Source organism: Lactiplantibacillus plajomi (assembly GCF_005405405.1).
Classification (GTDB): Bacteria; Bacillota; Bacilli; order Lactobacillales; family Lactobacillaceae; genus Lactiplantibacillus; species Lactiplantibacillus plajomi.
Genome location: NZ_BJDZ01000015.1, coordinates 1 through 21,133, shown reverse-complemented (window position 1 = coordinate 21,133; position 21,133 = coordinate 1). Strand labels below are relative to the sequence as shown.

General features: G+C 50.8%; 17 protein-coding genes. 8 read left to right on the top strand and 9 right to left on the bottom strand.

Translation table 11 applies throughout. From position 1 onward, the window contains the following. Window position 1: 1 nt before the first annotated feature. The 3 genes from pyrE (at window position 2) to addA (ending at window position 8,208) form a co-directional block, all read left to right on the top strand. A complete protein-coding gene (gene pyrE / locus FFM82_RS07525) occupies window positions 2-640 on the top strand; it encodes an orotate phosphoribosyltransferase (protein WP_137645246.1) in 639 nt (212 codons plus the stop codon). Between the two features lie 177 nt (window positions 641-817). Continuing rightward, window positions 818-4,414 (top strand): PD-(D/E)XK nuclease family protein, encoded by a 3,597-nt coding sequence (locus FFM82_RS07520; protein ID WP_137645245.1) that lies wholly within the window; start codon window positions 818-820, stop codon window positions 4,412-4,414. A gap of 2 nt (window positions 4,415-4,416) precedes the next feature. Next, the gene (gene addA, locus FFM82_RS07515) at window positions 4,417-8,208 is read left to right on the top strand and encodes a helicase-exonuclease AddAB subunit AddA (protein ID WP_137645244.1); all 3,792 of its coding nucleotides are present in this window, start codon (window positions 4,417-4,419) and stop codon (window positions 8,206-8,208) included. Window positions 8,209-8,268: 60 nt separating this feature from the next. Here the strand turns inward: addA and FFM82_RS07510 are convergent, their stop codons facing one another. After that, complete coding sequence (locus tag FFM82_RS07510; protein ID WP_137645243.1) at window positions 8,269-8,790, bottom strand: GNAT family N-acetyltransferase; 522 nt, start codon at window positions 8,788-8,790, stop codon at window positions 8,269-8,271. Between the two features lie 129 nt (window positions 8,791-8,919). Between FFM82_RS07510 and FFM82_RS07505 the strand changes: the two genes are divergently transcribed. Continuing rightward, window positions 8,920-9,558: an SDR family oxidoreductase gene (locus FFM82_RS07505; protein ID WP_137645242.1), complete on the top strand. Its 639-nt coding sequence runs from the start codon at window positions 8,920-8,922 to the stop codon at window positions 9,556-9,558. Between the two features lie 21 nt (window positions 9,559-9,579). Here FFM82_RS07505 and FFM82_RS07500 read toward each other — a convergent pair whose 3' ends face one another. The 4 genes from FFM82_RS07500 to FFM82_RS07490 form a co-directional block, all read right to left on the bottom strand. After that, complete coding sequence (locus tag FFM82_RS07500) at window positions 9,580-10,011, bottom strand: hypothetical protein (RefSeq protein ID WP_137645241.1); 432 nt, start codon at window positions 10,009-10,011, stop codon at window positions 9,580-9,582. Between the two features lie 153 nt (window positions 10,012-10,164). Then, window positions 10,165-10,293 carry a hypothetical protein gene (locus FFM82_RS13895; RefSeq protein ID WP_263854485.1) on the bottom strand — a complete coding sequence of 43 codons (129 nt, stop codon included), beginning with the start codon at window positions 10,291-10,293 and terminating at the stop codon, window positions 10,165-10,167. 78 nt (window positions 10,294-10,371) lie between these two features. Beyond that, window positions 10,372-11,241: a 4-hydroxy-tetrahydrodipicolinate synthase gene (dapA, locus tag FFM82_RS07495; protein WP_137645240.1), complete on the bottom strand. Its 870-nt coding sequence runs from the start codon at window positions 11,239-11,241 to the stop codon at window positions 10,372-10,374. Then, window positions 11,228-12,406, bottom strand: coding sequence for an aminotransferase class I/II-fold pyridoxal phosphate-dependent enzyme (locus FFM82_RS07490; RefSeq protein WP_137645239.1), 1,179 nt, complete (start codon window positions 12,404-12,406; stop codon window positions 11,228-11,230). The genes dapA and FFM82_RS07490 overlap by 14 nt, the downstream gene beginning before the upstream one ends. Before the next feature lie 98 nt (window positions 12,407-12,504). Between FFM82_RS07490 and pdxR the strand changes: the two genes are divergently transcribed. Next, the gene (pdxR, locus tag FFM82_RS07485; RefSeq protein ID WP_137645238.1) at window positions 12,505-13,872 is read left to right on the top strand and encodes a MocR-like pyridoxine biosynthesis transcription factor PdxR; all 1,368 of its coding nucleotides are present in this window, start codon (window positions 12,505-12,507) and stop codon (window positions 13,870-13,872) included. A gap of 48 nt (window positions 13,873-13,920) precedes the next feature. On the opposite strand, the gene zwf is transcribed toward pdxR, so the two are convergent. Together zwf and FFM82_RS07475 are read right to left on the bottom strand one after the other, a co-directional pair. Then, window positions 13,921-15,405, bottom strand: coding sequence for a glucose-6-phosphate dehydrogenase (gene zwf, locus FFM82_RS07480; protein ID WP_137645237.1), 1,485 nt, complete (start codon window positions 15,403-15,405; stop codon window positions 13,921-13,923). A gap of 132 nt (window positions 15,406-15,537) precedes the next feature. Continuing rightward, complete coding sequence (locus FFM82_RS07475) at window positions 15,538-15,873, bottom strand: SdpI family protein (protein ID WP_225425644.1); 336 nt, start codon at window positions 15,871-15,873, stop codon at window positions 15,538-15,540. Between the two features lie 255 nt (window positions 15,874-16,128). On the opposite strand from FFM82_RS07475, the gene FFM82_RS07470 reads away from it, so the two are divergent. Then, window positions 16,129-17,511 (top strand): class II fumarate hydratase, encoded by a 1,383-nt coding sequence (locus tag FFM82_RS07470; protein WP_137645236.1) that lies wholly within the window; start codon window positions 16,129-16,131, stop codon window positions 17,509-17,511. 22 nt (window positions 17,512-17,533) lie between these two features. After that, the gene (locus FFM82_RS07465) at window positions 17,534-18,700 is read left to right on the top strand and encodes an MDR family MFS transporter (RefSeq protein ID WP_137645235.1); all 1,167 of its coding nucleotides are present in this window, start codon (window positions 17,534-17,536) and stop codon (window positions 18,698-18,700) included. Window positions 18,701-18,756: 56 nt separating this feature from the next. Here the strand turns inward: FFM82_RS07465 and nrdI are convergent, their stop codons facing one another. Together nrdI and FFM82_RS07455 are read right to left on the bottom strand one after the other, a co-directional pair. Then, window positions 18,757-19,233 (bottom strand): class Ib ribonucleoside-diphosphate reductase assembly flavoprotein NrdI, encoded by a 477-nt coding sequence (gene nrdI, locus FFM82_RS07460; protein ID WP_137645234.1) that lies wholly within the window; start codon window positions 19,231-19,233, stop codon window positions 18,757-18,759. Window positions 19,234-19,393: 160 nt separating this feature from the next. After that, window positions 19,394-20,746, bottom strand: coding sequence for a hemolysin family protein (locus FFM82_RS07455; RefSeq protein ID WP_137645286.1), 1,353 nt, complete (start codon window positions 20,744-20,746; stop codon window positions 19,394-19,396). Window positions 20,747-20,914: 168 nt separating this feature from the next. On the opposite strand from FFM82_RS07455, the gene FFM82_RS13890 reads away from it, so the two are divergent. After that, window positions 20,915-21,043 (top strand): hypothetical protein, encoded by a 129-nt coding sequence (locus tag FFM82_RS13890; protein ID WP_263854484.1) that lies wholly within the window; start codon window positions 20,915-20,917, stop codon window positions 21,041-21,043. Window positions 21,044-21,133: the final 90 nt, after the last annotated feature.

The following is a 21,133-nucleotide window of genomic DNA, read 5'->3' as shown; positions in this document are numbered from 1 at the left end:
TATGACAGAACTTGCAGCAACGATTGCGACCGACTTATTGGAAATTGGCGCGGTCACGCTACGGCCGACCGACCCGTTTACTTGGGCGAGCGGGATTCACAGCCCGATTTATACCGATAACCGGCTGACCATTTCTTACCCGATCGTCCGTAACCATATTGCGAACGGAATTGCCGACTTGATTAAGCAACGTTATCCGGAGGCGCAAGCAATTGCCGGTGTTGCAACGGCGGGAATCCCGCACGCGGCCTGGGTCGCCCAATTGTTGGACTTACCAATGATTTACGTTCGCTCGAAGCCCAAGGACCACGGCGCGGGTCGACAAATCGAAGGTGTGCTGCAGCCGGGCGAAAAGGTCGTCATGTTAGACGACCTGATTTCGACCGGGGGCAGTGTCTTGCAAGCGGCTAAAGCGGTTCAAGCAGCCGGTGGTGATATCTTAGCGGTCGGCGCAATCTTTAGTTACGGTTTGGATGCGGCCACTGAAAATTTTGCGGCGGCCGGTCTACCATTATTTAGCCTGTCGAATTATTCAGCGCTGATTAAGGTGGCCCGTAAAAAGGGCGAGATCAACGACGCGGAATTAGCTTCATTGCATACTTGGCGGCGGGATCCTGAACATTGGAACGGCGTTAAATAAGTCTTTAGAACCCGGAAAGGTTACTGGTTGACCAGTACTTTCCGGGTATTTTTATGGGAAAGTTATCATGACCAGCAGATTTGAACAACCTGCTGGTCAGTGGTTTTTTTGGCTAGAATTTTGTGCGATAATAAGACTAACTTAAACAGAACGTTTGTTCACATTGGAGGGATTGTGGTGAGTTTACAATTTGTACTGGGTCCGGCGAAGATGGATCATCGTGCGACGATGGTCGAGCAACTCATGGCGGCGTTAACGGAGCAGCCTCGCGACCAGTTTTTTTATTTAGTCCCCAACCACATTAAATTTGATACCGAAGTTGACGTTTTAAACCGATTGGCAGGGTTGAGCAAAAAAGATGGGATGTACGCGCAACACCAGGTGCAGGTACTGTCATTTACCCGCTTAGCCTGGTACTTAATGAAGAACGAAGCGGCCTACCAAGTTCCACGGCTATCCGCGGCCGGAATTGATATGCTACTTTACCGGATTCTGAAACAGCACCAGCCAGAATTACAATTATTCGGTGGGGAAGTCACCCAGACAGGTTTTATAACCCAGTTAGCACGGGAAGTGAACGAATTACAAGTCGCTAATTTACAACCGGAAGACCTGCAAACCTTGGCGCAACAAACCACTAGTGGTGATTTAGGCGCCAAGCTGCACGATTTAGCCATCGTTTATGCGGACTTCATTGAAGCAACGGCGGGGAAGTACCTCAAACCGGCCGACGTGTTAGCCCAGTTGAACGCCTATTTGCGCCACCAAGATTTAAGCAGCGTTCACGTGTACCTAGAATTGGTTGGGTTTGCGCAGCTTCCTTCACAGGAACAAGGGATTATTACGACCATGTTGGAACGCGGCGCCGATGTGACCGTCAGCCTGACGTTGGACCACAAGGTAGTTGACCAGTTACCGGAAACGGGTCGTTTATTTTACCAATCCGGTCGGCTGTACTACCGCCTCTACAACTACGCGCGTGAACGCCACGTCAAGGTTTTGACGGATATTCAGGCCAAAGACTTGCGTGTTAGTCATGGCTTGGCCGTACTGGATGATTTTTGGCGGGGTCACCCGCAAGCCGCAACTGGTCAGGAGCAGCCTAACCATCAGATTGAGATTATGCGGACGGACAGCCGCCAAACCGAATTGGCGCAAGTTGGCCGCAAAATTCGGGCGATGGTTGCCAAGCGGCACGAAAATCCGGCCGACGATTATCATTACCGGGACTTTTTAATTATGACCCGGCACCTAGCCAACTACCAGACGATGCTGGCACCCACGCTACAACAGCTCGAAATTCCGTACTTTGTCGATTTACAACGGTCGATGGCGGACCACCCGCTTGTGGAGCTGATTGGCGCGTTATTTGATTTACAAAAGAGTCATTACGGTTACCGCGACGTCATGCGGATCCTAAAAACGGAACTGATTTTACCGCAGGTTGATGGCCAGCCCATGGCACGGGAAGCTTACCGGCAGGCGGTCGATTTAACGGAAAACTTCATCCTTAAAAGCGGTTATTCGGGCCACCGCTGGACGCAGCGCGAAGATTGGCAGTACTTCCAATTAAACGAGGGCGATACCGGCGTTGAAACCGATAAAAACCTCGCCATTTCAAAGCAAATCAACTTGATCCATCACTTTGTGGCGGCAACTTTCCCGCCGTTTTTCAAAGCCATCGCTACCGCTAAAAATGGGCGTGAAGCGGCGACCGTTTTAGTGAACTTTCTTGAACAGGCCGGGGTCACGACCCAACTATTGGCTTGGCGTGACCAGGCGCTCGATCGCGGCGACGTGGCGACGGCGGCGGAACCCGAGCAGACTTGGCAAACGTTTTGTGGCATGTTAGACGAGTACGTGGTGATTTTAGGGGACGAGTCGTTCGTCAACGAAGACTTCATCGCCTTATTAAAAGCTGGTTTTGAAGGTGCAAGTTATTCACAAATCCCGTCGACGTTGGACCAAGTGCTCGTTTCTGAAAGTGGGATGGTGCAGAGTCAGGACCGAAAAGTCGTCTTTATGATTGGCGCGACCGACCTCGTGATGCCCGACCGAATCGTGGCGAATAACTTGTTGAGCGATGCTGATAAGACCGCGCTGGAACCGGCGCTGACCGAATTAGGTGAAGGCCATTTTCTAAATGATTCGGCGGTAGTTCAGTTAGCTGACGAGAGTTGCCTGAACTACTTAGCCTTTCTCAGCGCCCAGAAACACTTGATTTTTAGTGCGCCGCTAAAGGATGATCAGGAATCGACATTGAACTGGTCGCCGTACGTGAAACGAATTCAGCAACATTTTAAGTTGCCAGAGGTGACCTACTTAAACGCCCCCGACCCAGTCGAACCGGATATCACGCCGTTCGTTAGCACGAAACGCCGGACGCTAAGTCACGTTATTCAAGTTTACCGGGACGTCCTCACTACTAATGCTGATTACGGGCGGCAGGGAGCGGAAATCCACCCAGCGGGTGTCTGGGTCTGGCTAGCCCAGCAGTTACGGGCTGATACCCAGTTTGGTCCGCTCGCGCAGCGGTTATTAGCGGGGCTGGATTATCGTAACGAACCCCAACAATTAACGGAAAACAGTGTCAACGCGCTGTACGGTAACCGAATTTATACCTCAATTTCTAAATTGGAAGAGTATTACCGTAACCCGTACGCCTACTTCTTGAAGTACGGACTCAAGTTAAGGGAGCGCGACGTCTTTGACTTGTCCCCGGCTAGTACCGGTGAATTTTTCCACGCCGTGTTAGACGGCATTATTAAGGCCATTCGGGCCGACCATATTCCATTGGCGCAGGTAACGGATGAAAAGTTGTCGAGCTATCTTGAAACGATTACCAAGGAAGTTTTAGCTCAGCAGCAGTTTGTGATCTTAACGAGTTCCAACCGGATGGCGTACATTCAGCGCCAGCTCGTTCGGACGGTCCGCCAGGTGGCGTTTGCCATTCGTAACCAGAGTAAGCGCTCGGATGCCCAGCCGGTACAGACCGAGTTACTATTCGGTAACGTCGGTCAGGAGCACAGCTTAAAGTCATTGGATTACTCGGTGGATGCGACCCATAGTGTGCACGTTCGGGGGAAAATCGACCGGTTGGACCAAATTAAGGTGGCCAATCAAGATTATCTCGGTATCGTGGACTATAAGTCATCGGCCCACGCCTTTGATTTTGGGCAGGCCTACTACGGTTTAGCAATGCAGATGTTGACCTATTTAGCAGCCGTTTTAAAGAATGAGCGCACGATTGTGACCGATACGACCGCGGATATTCAACTGGCCGGGGCACTCTATATGCATATTCAAAACCCTAAGTTGGCGCCTAAAGACGTGACCAAGGGATTTGAGGAAGCGTTGCTTAAGGAAAATAAGTATCAGGGTATCTTACTAAATGACCCGGAATTGTTGGATCACCTAGACACGGAAGTTGCGGAACACCAAGGCCGCTCATCGGTTTACCCGTTCCACGTACGGAAGTCGGATAAGGCTTATCTCAGTGGGGGCAAAAACGCGTTAGTGACCAACGAAGAATTGGGCCGCTTGCTGGCGCATAATGAGCAGTTAATCGTGGATGCGGCCCGTGAAATCTTTGCTGGTAACGTGGCGTTAGACCCAATCCGGTTGGATGATAAGACGACCGCGCTCCAATATTCGCCGTACTTGGCAATTATGCAATTTGACGCGATGTTGCCGGAAAACGGGTACCACGATTTACAGCCACTAAAACCAGCGGAAGTGTTAGCCTTACTCCGGAAAGAAATGGGGGAAAAGTAAGCATGGGTACGAAAACAAACTATACGCCGAGTCAGCAGGCGGTGATTAACCAGCAAGGGAATAATTTACTGGTTTCCGCTTCGGCGGGGTCCGGTAAAACGACCGTCTTGATTGAGCGAATTATGAAAAAAGTGTTGGCTGGCGTCAACGTTGACCAGTTACTGGTGGTCACTTTTACCGACTTGGCAGCCAAAAATATGAAACAAAAAATGGAAAAGCGGTTAAACCAGCAAATTGCGACCCTACTGGCCAACGATGCGACCGCGACAACGGCGTCCCCAGAAGTCCGGCGTTTACGGCAACAATTGAACTTACTCGGGGTGGCGAATATTAGTACGATTGACTCGTTTTGTAAGCGGGTCGTGCAACGCTACTATTACGTCATCGATTTAGACCCGATTTTTCGGTTATTAGCGGACGAAACGGAAGGACTCCTGATTCGCGACCAAGTTTGGGACGCGGTCCGTGAGCAACTGTACGCCAGTGATGGCGAGTTATTTGATTTATTAACGGCCAACTTTTCGAATGACCGGAACGATGATGGTCTCGGTCAGTTAGTTTTCCGGTTATTTGACTTTGCCCAGTCCACGCCCGATCCGGAAGACTGGTTACAGCACTTACCGGACACCTATGATTTACAGGGAAAGTCCGTCACGGAATCGGCCTTTTTTAAGGCCCAGTTGTTACCGATTTTAAAAACTGCAGTTCAAAGTGCGCAACAGCAATTGGACCAAGCGATTGAAATTACTGAAACGAACGCCCTGAACCCAAAAACTTTGACGGCCTTGCAAACGGCCAGGAGGTTATTGCAAGAATTGATGGCAGCCCTACCCCAAGCTAACTGGGATAGCTTGCGTAACCTGGTCAGTACCTTTAAAGTTGGCGCGACGACGCGGAAGTACGCCAAGGAACCGGAGAAGAATCCGGCGGGGGCTAAAATGGGCGCGTTGGTCGACGCGGCCAAGAAAACCATTAAGCAACTGAAAGAAACCTACTTTACTGCGGACGAACAGACGGTCCTCGATATCATGGTCGGTGCGCGGGCAATCGTTACGGAACTCGTACACGCAACTTTGACGTTTAAGGCGGCCTTTGCGCAAGAAAAGCGGCAACGCCAGGTCCTCGACTTTTCGGACTTGGAACACTTCACGCTTCAAATCTTAACGACCGATACGGAGAGTGGCCGTGGTGCGTTGAACCAGTTACGCCACCAATTTGAAGAAGTGATGGTGGATGAGTATCAGGACATTAACAGCATGCAGGAACGGATTTTGCAATTGCTGTCGCGAGACGACCCGGGCAACTTATTCATGGTTGGTGACGTGAAACAGTCGATTTACCAATTCCGGTTAGCGGACCCGACGTTGTTCTTAGGTAAATACCGCGATTATGGTGCCCATCCTGAGCATGGTGACCGGATCGTTTTAGCTGAAAACTTCCGTTCGGTTGAAAATGTAGATAATTTAACCAATCTGATTTTTAGTCAGTTAATGGATGAACCGGTTGGGCAAATCGACTATGATGCAGCTGCTTATCTGAAATACGGCCCGAAAGACTATCCTGCCGAAATGCCCCAGACAACCAGTTTATTACTGTACCAAACCGATGAACCACAGGGGGAGCAGTCCGACCAACCAAAGCCGGCAGCGACTGAAACTGACCAGTCAGAACAGGACTTTTCAATTGATGATCCGGCGGTGGGCAGCATCACGATGGTTGCCAAGAAAATCATTGCGTTGAAGCGGATGGCGCACCCAATTTATGACAGGGCAGCGGGTGAATTTCGACCGTTCCGTTATAGTGACGCTGCGCTGTTAGTGCCGACTAGGGCGAAGAATTTGTCAATCATCGACGTCTTTAAGCAGTACCACATTCCAATCGTTGTGAACGATGCCCAAAATTATTTCCAGACGACGGAAATTCGTATTATGATGGCGCTCCTGAGCATTATCGATAACCCGTATCAGGATATTCCGCTAGTTGCCGTCTTACGTTCACCGATTGTTGGCTTGGATGAAAATCAGCTGGTTTATTTGCGCATTCAAAATAAAACTAGCGATTATTTCCAAAGCGTAAAGGACTTTTATCAAAACTATCCGGGGGATAGCCAACCGACTCCGTACGCGGACCGATTGTTTGAAAAAATCAAAATTTTTATGGAAGAACTGCGTGATTTTCGCGACTTAGCGCGGCGTAACCAAATTGTGACGTTGATTTGGCAAATTTATGAGCGAACCGGTTTTCTCGACTACGTTGGTGGCATGCCGGCGGGCGCTCAACGCCAGGCGAACCTGCACGCCCTGTACGAACGAGCTTATACTTACGAACAGGGTAGCTTTAAGGGTGTCTTCCAATTTGTCCGCTTTATTAAACGGATGCAGGAAAAAGATAAGGATTTAGCATCGGCGGTGGCTGAAACTGAGACCGAAGCCGTTAGTGTGATGACGATTCACGGGAGTAAGGGACTTGAATTTCCAGTCGTATTCTTAATGAATATGGATAAGCAATTTAACGTCTCCGATACGCGGGCGAACGCGTTACTGGACCGGCAGGCTGGGATCGGGATTCAGTACCTTGATCCGGAACGACGCATCCAGTATTCAACGTTGCCCCGCTTAGTTAATCAGCGAATTGTGGATAAAAAACTGCGGGCGGAAGAAATGCGCAAGTTGTACGTGGCGGTGACCCGTGCCGAACAACAGCTTTACTTGGTAGGGACGGTAAAAAACATTGAAGCGGCCACTAAGCAATGGCGCCAAGTATTTACAACCGATGAACTAGTCTTGCCAGCGGCCGCGCGGACCAGTGCGAAAAGTCAACTTGACTGGGTCGGGATGAGTTTGATTCGCCACCCAGCGATGCGAGCTTATTGGGACGATGACCAGCCCAACCGAAGTTTGGCCGACAACCCGGCCAAGTTCACCGTTGAGTTGGGTGATGCGACCATCCTTGCCCCGGCCCAGCGACCGCACAAACGTGAGTCGCAGAAGAACGCAATCGAACGGGTTGAAGCACCGGTTGACGTTAACGTTGACCAGCTAACACGTGATCAGCTGCATAACTTGTTGAATTTTCACTATCGCTTTGAGACGTCGGCGGCGACAACGGCTTACCAATCGGTTTCAGAAGTTAAGCGGGTGTTCGAGGATCCGGATAACGCGCGGATGGGTACCAACCCGTTAGTGAGTGCTGACCGGGCGGCCACGACCCGCCGGTTTGTGACCGACGAGCTAGCGATGCCACAGTTTTTGCAGACCGTGCAAGCCCCCACGAGCGCTGAAGTGGGGAGTGCGACCCACTTAGTTTTGGAACAGTTGCCGTTAGATCAGCCGGTTGATGCACAGGTCGTTGCAACCACGATTGCCGGGTTAGTTGAAACCGGCGTCTTAACGGCAACTTTAGCGGCTAAAATTCGGACGGAAGCGGTCGTCGGTTTTTATCAAAGTGACCTGGGGCGGCAAATTTTAGCCGACCCGACCAAGGTTCACCGCGAAGTGCCGTTTTCGCTATTAATGCCGGCCCAGCAACTATTCGCTGATGTGAATCCCGACGAAAATACGAAGGTGCTGATTCACGGGATCATTGACGGGTATTTAGAGACGCCAGCCGGCCTAATTTTATTTGATTATAAAACCGACCACGTGCGCCACACGAGTGACTTGTTGGGTCGTTATGCTGGTCAAGTTAGACTTTACGCGGAAGCGTTGACGGTGATGTATCAACAGCCCGTCACGCAACAACTCTTGTACTCGTTGCCCCACCACGAATTTGTGGCGGTGCCCCAAAATGAATAGTTAATAAAAATAGTGTTGCCTGATTATCGGAAACGGCCGATAGTCGGGCAACACTATTTTTTATTTAAGCATTAATTGGTAGGCCAGCCGCTGGTCCGCCGGGTCGTCCGCCATGTAGACAATCCCGCGGTATTCAAAGCCAGCCTTTTTGATGATGTGTTGCATTCGCTGGTTTAATTGGTGGGTATCGATGCGGACCTGGTGAAAGCCGAGCTGGTAACTTAGCGTCATCAGGTTACTGAAAAAGAAGTCGGCCAAGTGTTGGCCGTGATAACCACTGGCAATTGAAATGCGGTGGATCGAAGTGTAGTGCGGATCCGCGGGTTGCCAAGCGCCTTGATAAATTTTGCCGTAGTTCGGATCGGCGGTCGTTTTCAGTGCGGCGGTGCCCGCAACCTGGCCGTCAACGATTAGGACCCAGGCAATGCCCGCGTCGATGTCAGCTTGTAAGTCGCTAGCCGCTGGGTAGGGGCCCTGCCACTGGGGGACGTGGTCGGTTGCTAAAATAGTTTTACCTTGCTGAATAATCGCGGTCATCTGTTTTAGATCAGCAGTGGTGGCCGCGCGTACAAATTTTGTCATACTAATTGCCCCTGTAAAATGGATGGCACCATTATAAGCCCAGACCGGTCGCCAAGTAAAACAGAATAGTGGGGTTTCAAGGATTAAAGCTTTATAATAAAAATAATTAAACTATGGGAGTGAAGCGTTATGAAAGTCTTTGTCATTGGTGCACACGGTCAAATCGGTAAGAAAATCGTTTCTAAGCTGGTTGCGCAGGGTGATCGGGTTTTTGCGGGAATTCGGCAACCCGACCAGGCGCAAGCCTTTGAGGATGCCGGCGCTGAAGCGGTTCAATTTAATTTAATGGCCCAACCGCACGAGCTCGCTGCTGCATTCAAGGGCATGGACGCCATCGTGTTCGCCGCTGGCTCGGGTGGTCAAACCGGTTATGATATGACGCTGATGATTGACCTAGACGGCGCGGTTAAGTCGATGGAAGCCGCCAAATTGGCAGGCGTCAAACGTTACGTCATCATCAGTGCGGAATTTACCCCCGACCGGGCGCGCTGGCCACGGGCGTTACAACCGTACTACGTGGCAAAATATTACGCTGATGAATGGCTGAAGACCCGGACTGAGTTGGCTTATACGATTCTCCAACCAGGTAGTTTAGTCAACGATGCTGGGACTGGCAAAGTCACGGTCAATCCGGACGCCGGCGGTGAAATTACCCGTGACGACGTGGCGACTTTTGCGGTGGCTACCTTGAAGACGCCGGCAACGATTGGTAAGACCATTGCGCTGATTAACGGCGAGACCCCGATTAAAGCTGCGGTTCAAGCATAAACTAAAAAAGTCAGGAAGGTGTTAGCCCTCCTGATTTTTTTGGTGCACGACGTGAATTAGGTAATCAATCGCCGTCTTAAGTTGGGGATAGCGGTGCCACGCGTACACTTTAATGAAGAGTCGTTGGAAAAGAAAGTAAAAGCCGTACGTGTCAATCGCACACAGCACGATGATGATCGAAGAGCGTCCGGGTTCGGCCCGGTAACTGGCGATGATTAAAAAAGAGACGAGCATTAGGCTGATGCAACTCACCAGTGCCAGTCCCCGTAACCGTTGTAAATCGCGGCGACTACGCGTAATCAGCCGTTGGATTTTTGCTGGAGCAGCTTGCCACAAGGCGTCTTCTAACGTGTTCAGTAAAATGAAGACGTCAAACGAGATGGCCAACGTTCGCCGAAATAAAATGTGCCCGCAAATTAGGATGAGTGATAAACAAACCGGTAACCAAAACACAGCAAAGCCTCCAGAGATTAAACGCGTCAGAATTAAAACATTAATAATTATCATAACATATCAACCTAACGGGGTTAATTACCTAAAAGTAAAACCGGCTGCCAGAATTTCTGACAGCCGGTTTTGCTATGAACCGTTTTGTTAGCGAACCCACTACTGGTTTTTATGATTAGCCCGGGTCCCTAACCAGTAGGCACCGATAGCTAATAAGATAATGAGTCCAATGACGCTAAATGAGCCGCCCATCCACATGAAGGGCATACCAGTATACCAGCCACACATCGCGGTCACCACCTTCTATTAACTAGAATTTAATTAATTATACTAGAGAAACCACTGTGAATAAATTGAAACGCATTCTTAGCGTAATTGTTGAAGTAACGCGTTCGTCTGCTGGTGGGTCAGTGGCAATAGGGGTAAGCGCGGTGCGCCGACTGGTATTTGTAAGGCGTTGAGGGCGGCCTTGACCGGCGCTGGCGACGGGTAACTAAAGAGGGCGGCCATTTTGGGGATTAAGGCCCGTTGGATCTGGCCGGCTTTACGCCAGTCGTTAGCAGCCAGCGCGGTTTCTACTTGAGTCATCTGGTCACCGAAAACGTGGCTGGCCACTGAAATGACGCCGGTCGCTCCGAGGATCCGGGCAGTCAACGTTTGGGCGTCTTCACCGGTAAAAACGGCAAAGTCAGCCGGACTGCCGTTGATAATAGCGGCGAGGTCGCTGTCCGAGCCGCACTGCTTGATGCCGATAATGCGCGGATTTTGGGCTAACGCTAACACGGTCGTCACGTTCATGTTGACACCGACTCGCCCGGGGATGTTATAGATGATAATCGGCAGGCCCCCTTGATCAGCGATGGCGGTAAAGTGGGCCAGCATGCCCGCTTGGTCGGGCTTGTTATACGGTGGAACGACCACTAAAGCCGCATCGATTCCGGCAATTTGACTCACCTTTTTGGTAAAGGCGATGCTAGCCTGGGTATTATTGGAACCAGTGTTGGCAATCACCGGTACCCGGCCGGCGACCAGGGTCGCCGTTTGCTTGAAGAGGGTTAATTTTTCGGTGTCGCTGAGGGTCGGTCCCTCGCCAGTCGTGCCGCCGACTAAGATGCCCTGGGTGTGGTGAGCCAGCAGGTGCTCGATCAGAACCTTTAAGCGGGTGAGGTCTAATTGTTGGTGGTCGTCGAACGGGGTGACCATGGCGGTAATTAGGTGACGGTTAGTGAATAACATGGTGATTTTCCTCCATTTGATTGATCCAGGTTGCGATGCGGTCAAGCGCGGTCGTCAACTTGGTGGAACTGGCCGCGTAGCTAAGCCGGACCCAGCCTTCGCCGGCGGTTCCAAACGCTGATCCCGGGATAACGGCGACGTGCGCTTGGTGGGCTAACTGGGTGGCGAATTGCCAACTGGTGCCGTTAAACCAACTTGGTAGTTGCACGAATACGTAAAACGCACCGGCCGGGTAAACGTAATTCAGACCAATTGCACCCAGCCGATTAGCGACTAGTTCGCGGCGTTGTTGGTATTTGGCGCGCATCCGTTGACCATCGTCAATGCCGTTCGTCAGGGCCTCAATACCGGCAGCTTGGGTGATTGAACTGGTCGAGGTGACTAAGTACTGGTGAGTCTTCTTCATTTCAGCGATTAACGGCTGGGGCGCCATGATGAATCCTAAACGCCAGCCGGTCATGGCGTGCGACTTGGACAGCCCGTTAATTGTCACCGTCTTTTCCGGGTAGAGGGTTGCAAAGGCGGTGTGGGGCTGGTCGTAAGTTAGCTCGCTATAAATTTCATCGCTGATGACGTACAGGTCGTGGGCGGCAATCACGGCGCGTAAGGCCAATAATTCAGTTCTAGTGTAGGTGATGCCGGTTGGATTAGTCGGGTAATTGAGAATGATGGCCTTAATTGGGGTGGTCGGCTGGCTGTTCAGTGCCCGTTCAAGGCTGTCTGCGGTCAGTTTAAAGCCGTTGGCGGTCGTGTCGACCGTAATCAACTTTCCCTGGGCCATGGCGACTAGTGGCGCGTAGCTTGCGTAGGCCGGCGTCGGGAGGAGCACCCCGTCACCCGGGTTAAGTAGTGTTAATAAGCTAGTGGCCACCGCCTCAGTAGCCCCAACCGTTGCTAAGACGTCGTTGGCGGCGTAGGTCAACCCGTAGCGGGTGTGGAAATATTGGCTGGCGGCGTGTTGTAGCTCGGCAAAGCCCATCAACGGTGAATAGTGGGTCCAATCATCACGAATTGCCCGGACGGCGGCGTCCTTAACGTGTTCGGGGGTGGCCAGGTCCGGTTTGCCGACCGTTAACTTAATGGTGTCGGCGCTTGACCCAATGGCTTCGTCGAAACGGCGAATTCCTGAAACTTGAATTGCTTGAATAATCCGGTTAGTGTCCATGTGATGACTTCCCTTCGTTATGATTATTGCCTATAATAGGGGCTAATTGACCGGATGAAAAGTGACACTTTTATTAAAAATGAAAGGACAGTTTGCAAATGCGATTAGACCGTAACGCGCCCACGCCGCTATATTTACAACTTTACCAGCAACTACGCGATGATTATGCGCCGCAACGTGCCGCGCAGCGCCTGTGGTCGATTCGAAAGATGGCGCAAAATCTAGGGGTGTCGAAAACGACCGTTGAACAGGCCTACGAACAGTTGCGGGCAGAGGGGTACGTCTATACCGTTCCGGGGAGCGGGTATTATTATCAGGATCTCCAGCATTGGCCCGCCGAGATAGCGCCGCGACAAGCGTTACCCGCGTTTCAGCCCCCCGCAACGTGCCGGTTTGACTTTCGCTACGGAACGACCGAACGGCTGCCGGCCAGTTGGAACGCTTGGAAGAAAGCGGTCCGTGAAGCGCTACGGCGAGCCGAACGTACGCCGGATTATTACCCGAACGCGCAGGGCTTACGGGCGTTACGCGACCGGTTAGCGGACTTTTTAAAAACGACTCGCGGTGTCAGCTGTGATCCGGAACAAATTGTGATCACTACCGATGCAAAGGCCGGCTTAAGTACGCTGCTTAGTATTTTACCGGCGGGGACGGTTGGCTTGGAAAACCCGGGTTACCGCGGCCTATCCCAGTTAGCTACTAGTTTCGGGCACCGGCCGGTTCAACTTCCAGTAACGACGACCGGTGTTGATTTAGCGGCGGTGGTGCGGCAAGCGCCGGACGTGGTGTATACGACGCCGGCGCACCAGTTTCCACTGGGTTACACCCAACCGGTGGGCCAACGCTTGGAATTATTAAAGTGGGCGGCGGAGCAGCATAAGTTGATTGTTGAGGATGACTACGATAGTGAGTACCGCTATAACGTTCATCCGTTACCCGCGTTGCAATTGTTAGCAACGGCGGATCAAGTGGCTTATCTTGGAACCTTTTCACGCGGCATCGACGCCACGCTACGAATGGGTTACCTGGTTTTGCCGCTGCACTTAGTGGCCCGTTACCACCAACACTACCGTTACCGCGAAGCCCAGGTAGCGGGGCTACTCCAACAAGCGATGCTGACTTACTTTGAAAACGGGGCTTATTACCGCCACCTGAGCCGTAGTCGCGCCGTTAACCGCCAAAAGTATCAGCGGGTCAGTCAATTACTGGCCACTACGCCGGCGATTACCCCGATTACGACCGGCGCCGGCTTGCACCTCGTGGTTCGAATTAAGGGCATTGAGCAGGCCGAGTTGTTGGCAGCCCTGACCAAGGTCGATATGCGCATTTACCCGTTGGATTCTAATTGGCAAGCGATGCCAAGCCACGACTATTATTTGTTGGGGATTGCCGGGTTACCGTTAGCCACGTTAACGGCGGGGGTCCAGCGCTTGATTCAGGTTTGTGAACAGTTATTAGCTCACTAAAAAACGCTCCGACCAAAACTAATCGGAGCGTTTCGCATAAGTATTCAATTATTGTTTGTAAACCCATTCATGACCATCTTTAGCCAATAATTGGTCGGCGACTACCGGTCCCATTGACCCTGGGCGGTAGTTCGGGAAGTCGGGCGTATGTTCGTCCCAATACTTTTGAATCGTATCGACAAACTTCCACGAATAAGCAACTTCTTGCCAGTGGGTAAAGTTGGTTGCGTCGCCGTTTAAAGCGTCGTGAATGAGGCGTTCGTAGGCTTCCGGACTGTTGGCGGTGGCGGCGGAATCGTGGGCAAAGTTCAAGTTGACCGGATTGGTTGCGAAGCCTTGGCCGATTGCCTTAGCGTTCATCCGTAATTCGAAGCCTTCGGTAGGTTCCACCTTGATCGTTAAGACGTTGGATTCGAGGCTCGTCTTGGCATCGCCGTTTTCGCGGACGTCATCGTGGTTAAAGATGTTTAGCACCGGCCGCTTAAAGACGATGTCGATGCGGGTAAACTTGTCTGCTAAGCGTTTCCCGGTGCGGACGTAGAACGGCACCCCTGACCAGCGGTAGTTATCGATCATGATCTTACCGGCCACGAAGGTATCGGTGTTGGATTCTGGCGAAATCTTATCTTCATGACGGTAGGCCTTGACGCCATCCGCCGCCGCGTATTGACCGCGGACAAAGTTAGTGGCGACTTCTTCCGGCTTGAGGGCCCGGATGCTACGCAGGGCCTTAACTTTCTCAACGTCGATATCCTTCTCGGTAAACTCGACCGGTTGTTCCATCGTCAGCAAACTCAAAATTTGTAAAATGTGGTTTTGCACCATGTCGCGGAGGGCGCCACTATTATCATAATAAACGGCCCGTTCTTCCACCCCAAGTTTTTCACTTAAAGTGACTTGCACGTTTGAAATGTAGCGGTTATTCCAAAGCGATTCCCAGATGTTGTTGCCGAAACGAATTGCCGAAATGTTTTGAATCATTTCCTTACCTAGGTAGTGGTCAATACGGTAAATTTGGTTTTCGTTAAAGGTGGCCGTCAACTGGTCGTTAAGTTCCTTGGCGCTTTCGAAGTCGTGACCAAACGGCTTTTCGATGATGACCCGGTTAAAGCCGTTAGTCGTCAAGATGCTTTCGGAACGCAGGTGTTGAGCAATCGTGCCGAAGAAGTTCGGCGCCATGGCCAGGTAGAAAATCCGGTTGTCCTGTAAGCCGTACTGGGCGTCAAGCTTTTCGGAGAGTTTCTTTAAGGTCACATAATGTTGGGCATCGGTGACGTCGTGAGATTGATAATAGAAGTGGGAGGCAAATTTAGTCACGGTTGCGGGATCCGCTTTCAGGTCAGCAATGGCATCGGCAACGACCTGGTGATAATGTTCGTCGGTCCACGGCCGCCGAGCGGTTCCAATGACCGCGAAGTGTTCCTGTAAGTAACCTTTTTGATAAAGCTTGAACAGGGACGGATAGAGTTTACGTTGAGCCAAGTCACCAGTACCACCAAAGATGGTGAATAAGGCAATTTTTTCTTTACTCATTCATTTACCTTCTTTACTAAAAATATATTTATAAAAGGGTGTTAGTTAGTTGAAAGTGTTCGTCACACTATCAATATTAAGCCATAAGTCAGTTTGGTCAATTATAATGCATTCTGACCAATTTACGGCGACTTACTTTTTTGGGAACGCCCGTTTTAGTTCCCGTTCGGTCGCCACGTTTTGAATAATCAAGCCGATTCCGAGCGCTACGGCTTGCAGATTAACGCTTTGCAGTCCAGCAATGTTAAAAATTCCGCCAGCGATGGCGCCCAGAAGTAGGATGGTAAAAACTTCGATTCCAAACATGGAATAGAAGTTCTGCGCAAAGCGCCAAGCCTCCTCACTTTGGATGGCCCGCCGTGACATGTAGCCGGCGAACGAATGCATTTTTGGCACCCGGACGCGCTGGTAGATCCAGATAATTAAAATCACGGCGTAGGCGGTGATAAAGCCCATATTATCGGTCAACGATTGTCACCTCATTTTCAAGTTGGCCACGTTAGAACGTTTAAGAACATTATAGCAATCATTTAGCCGGCTAGTCGATACCTAGGCTTGAAAACCTGAACGATTATTTCATCGGTTTTTCATAAGCGTCGTAATCAGGCCGTATTAATCGCATGATTGCCGGCTGATTGGTCCGAAACGCTAGATAGGCGAACGCACGTTAACGGGGTATACTAAGAGTTAACCAATAACGATTTTTTAAAAGGGGATGTCATTATGAGTAACTATCGCGAAGAGGCCGACACGTTGGGACCGGTCCAAATTCCGGCAACCGCACTTTGGGGTCCGCAGACTGAACGCAGTCGGCATAATTTTCCGCACGGACCGTTGATGCCGGTTCAAGTCATTCGGGCGTTATTACGAATTAAAAAGGCCGCGGCCGGCGTTAACCTGACGTTGGGCGGCCTACCCGCTGTCAAGGCGGACTTGATCGACCAAGCGGTGGCGCGGTTACTAAAGTTGGACGACGACTCGCTAATGGCCGATTTTCCGCTGCACGTTTACCAGACGGGGTCGGGGACCCAGACCAATATGAACGTCAACGAAGTGCTGACCCACGTGGCGGGCAAGCTTGATCCACAAACGGCGCTGTCACCAAACGACGATGTTAATCAGTCGCAAAGCTCCAACGACGCCTTTCCAACAGCAATGAACATCGCGGCGAGTCAGGCATTATTACCGCTGCAAGCGGCTGGTGAAACGCTCGTTAAGGCTTTAAAGGAGAAGCAGGCGACCTACTGGCGGACGGTCAAAATTGGCCGCACCCATTTACAGGACGCCACGCCGTTGACGTTTGGCCAGGAAATCAGCGGCTGGGTCAGCACGTTAACGCACGATTTAAGCTACCTCGAGCAGCTGCGTCCGCACCTCTTAGCCTTGCCGATTGGCGGGACCGCCGTTGGGACTGGCTTAAACGCCGCGCCGGAGTTTGCGGGTGCGATGACGGCCAGCTTAAGTCGGGCGTATGGGACGGAGTTTGTGCCGGCCGACAACGACTTTGCCGGCTTGGCGGCCCATTCTGAATTGACGGTCGTTCACGGTGCGTTGAAGACCTTGGCGGCCGACCTGATTAAGATTGGTAACGATATCCGTTTCTTAGCCAGCGGCCCGCGGGCGGGGTACGGGGAACTGACGATTCCGGCCAACGAACCGGGGTCGTCGATCATGCCCGGTAAGGTCAACCCCACCCAGGTCGAAGCCTTAACGATGGCGGCGGCCCGGGTGATGGGGAACGATACGACGATTAGCTTTGCGGCCAGTCAGGGGAACTTTGAGATGAACGTCTACAAGCCGGTCATCATCAGCGCCTTTCTGGAATCTGTGGACATCCTGACCGGGACAATCACCGGTTTTACGACTAAATTGGTAGCCGGTTTAACGGCGAATACCGAACGGATGCGGGCACTGGTCGACCAGTCGTTGATGACGGTGACGGCCTTGTCGCCACACATCGGCTATCACCAGGCAGCGGAAATTGCCCAGCTGGCAGAGCGGGACGGGTCAACGTTACGGACCGCGGCCCTGAAGAGTGGTTACGTGAGCGCGGCCGACTTTGAGCGCTGGGTCGACCCACTCGCCATGACGAATATTGATCGGTAAACTAGAAAAATTGGTGAAATGAATGCAAAAAGAAGTTCAGCTGCGGTGGTTATTCATCGCTAACCTGCTTAATAACGCGGGCGCAGCGTTCATGTGGCCGTTGACGACGGTCTACATGCATAATTATTTGAAACAAAGTTTGACGTTTTCGGGGGTCGTGCTGTTTTTGATGTCGCTCGCGATGATTGCGGGGAACTACGTTGGCGGGCGGTTGTTCGACCACTGGCGGCCGTATTGGGCAGCCATTCTTGGCGGCACCATTTCCACGTTGACGTTAGCTGGTCTGATTGTTAACCACGGACTGTGGGCCTACGCCGGTGGGTTAATCATCGTTGGCTTTGGTGACGGGATCAGCATGACCGTGGTTAACGCATACGCGGCCACGGTGACCAGCCGTTCCAACCGTTACGTCTTTAACATGCTTTACTTGGCCCTAAACGTGGGGGTGGTCGTGGGAACGCTCTTGGTCGGTTACTTACTGGACCTGGGGATTAGCGTGGTTTTCATGGTGACGACGGCCTGCTACCTCGGCTTGATGGCCATCGTCTTGAGTCGTTTCAACGTTGAGCCAGAGCGTCAAGGGAGCCATCCGCAACGACCGCGAACCCAGGATACAACCCCAGCGCGACAACGCCAATTGATTTGGCTCATTGCGTTGATGATTTTTACCATCTATTTGAGTTACGCGTTGTGGGAGAGCATCCTGTCCGTGCATATGACCAACCTTGGGATTCCGTTTCGGCGCTACAGTGAGGTTTGGACCCTGAACGGCATTTTGATCATTATTAGTCAGCCACTAGTCGCGTTTTTCAACGAACGTTTCAAGATTGGGACCCAGGTCGGGATTGGCATCACGTTATTTGCCTTGTCATTTCTGGGACTGGTTTTTGCCCGCCAGTACGTTGACTTTATCGTCATCATGGTCGTTTTGACGATTGGTGAAGTCATTGGCTTGCCAATCGCACCGGCCTGGGTCGATGACATGGCGGCTAGTGATCAGCGCGGCAAGTACCAGGGCCGCTATAACATGGCACTGTCGTTAGGTCGGGCGGTCGGCCCGCTATTTGGTGGCATGATGGTGGCGACCTTTACGTACTCAATCCTCTTTTTCACGGTCACGGTGATGATGTTAGCCGCGTTGAGCCTGGTTTTATGGCGGGCCAAGTGCGGCCACTTGTTAAATGGTTAATCAAGCTAATTAAAAAATACCGTTCAGAAAATTTAATTTCTGGACGGTATTTTTGATTACTGACGGTTGTAGGCTGCTAGCCGTTCCTTCATCACGTTGTAGACCCGTTCGGTATCCACCGAGGTCCCCCGTAATTCGTAGTCGGCAATTAAGTCGGTATCAAGTTGTTCCGCGTAGCGCCGGGCGGTTAAGCAGTACTGCTCGTTGAAGTTGCGGTTACCACTACCAACGACGCCGAGACAAAGCCGCGGGTTCTGGTCGTAGTTTAAGTATTCACCTAAAACGTTGGTCATCAGTTCCTTAACGCCGTTATCGACGCCGTTGCCGCCATCTAGGTAGGTCGGAACGAAGGCGAAGTACGGTTTGGTTTCAATGGCGAAGTCAGTTTGTTCACTAACTTCTTTCAAGGTGATCAACGGGTTACTTTCATCGGCCGCGTGCTGCGTTTTGGCGTAATCTTGCAGGCCGTTCACGAACGAACGGGTATTACCTTCAATTGAAATAAAAATAATATTAATATTTGGTTCACTCAAGGGCGGTTCCTCATTTCTCTTTGACATGTAGCTTTAGTTTACCCTGTGGCACATTGTTTTGCAAACGACTTCATTCGGTGATTACGGCGAAAAAAGCTCCGCGCGCCACTGGTTAAAGTGAATCGCACGGAGCTCTTAAATAAAGCAAGGTTAACGTAACTTAATCTTCGGGATCGGTCGGCGCTTGCGGCGTGCGTTCGCTGACTTCGAACCAGTTGATATAGGCGTTCTCAAAGTCGAGCGCTTTAAAATCAAAGTTACCGATTTGGATGGTATCGCCGGCCTGAATTTTGGGGAAGTTGTCCAAAATGTAACCCGTTAAGGTCACCACGTCGGAGTCCTCAAATTCCTGGAGGTCGGTCTTAAAGTACCGTTCAAAGTCGTAAATCGTCATTTTACCACTGATATGGAAGGTCCCGTCGGGTTGCTTTTCGATGTACTCGTTAGAAACGTTGTCGATTTCATCGTTGACCGTTCCGAAGAGCTCTTCATAAATGTCTTTATCAGTGACGATTCCGCTGGTCCCACCATATTCGTCAACCACGACGACGATGGGAGTCTGCTTATCGATCATTTTTTGTAAAATGGCCTGAATTGGGGTGGTTTCGGGAATCGTGATGATGTTCCGCAACAGTTTGTTGATGCGAATATCATCGTCAACTTCCCCTTGACGAATCAAATCATAGTTGTAAACGTAACCTAAAATCTTATCCTTATCATTATTGGCAACCACCGGTAAGCGACTAAACCGCTTCTGTAAGTAAACGCGGATAGCCTGTTTAACGGTGTCGTTGATGTCAATGACGACCAACTGGGTCCGGTCGATCATGATATCCTTCGCAATTTTATCGTTGAATTCAAACGCCCGTTCCATATAGAGGTAGTCGTTGCGTTCTAGCTCACCGCCGGAGACGGCGTTGCGCGATAAGTTGAGAATTTCAGCTTGTGAGTAGACGTCGTTATCTTCGTTAGCAACTGGAATTCCCAGCATCTTAACTACGCCGGCCGATGACACGTTCAGTAACCAGACGAAGGGGTAGAAGACAACGTGGAACCACCGTAACGGGGTCGTGATGACCGCCATTACTTTTAGCGGCATGTCGATCGCAATATTTTTCGGCACGATTTCGGTCAGTACGACTTCTAAGTAGGTCAACAAGAAAACCCCGATGATGATACTGATCGCCCGTAACACGGAAGTGGAAATCGACAAGTTAAAGACGCTTAATAATTCCAAAACAAAGTGTTCGGTGGTCTGTTCACCGATCCAACCTAAAATGATCCCGGCAACCGAAACCCCAACTTGGGTGGTTGATAAGTATTCATTTAAGTTGTGAACCATGTGGAGTGAGGTTGCAATCCGTTTAGAAGGCTTATCGCGTTTCTTTTGCTCCTCTTCTAAGGCACTGGGGCGTGTTTGAACTAAAGCGAATTCGCTAGCCACGAAAAAGGCGGCCACGCAAAAGGTGATGACAATAATGACTAAATTTGTAATGATTTGGCCATTGTCCATAGAGTCCAAAGAAACATTCCTCATTTCATAATTTTTAGTTACTTTTAGTATAACGCGAACGCGCAAATAAGGATAGTTACGATATTTTGCATTCGATAACCGATAGTTAACGTTTGGCGGGAATGGTGCTATAGTGAACGTATACCAAGTAAAGGGAGATCTTTTGTGATGCCAGTAGAAACGAAAACTAAGATTCATGAGGATTCGAAGAAATTGGTTTATCAAGATAGTGATGTTAAAAAAGCGATGGACTTAATCCGTGACCGCGGTTATGTCACCCGCGAAGACTGGGCCTAGAATAAAAAGTGTACAAGTTAAATAGAGACTCTGATTTAGTATAATTAAGGAAGTAAATTGGAGGATCAAATAATGACGAAGCACAGTTAT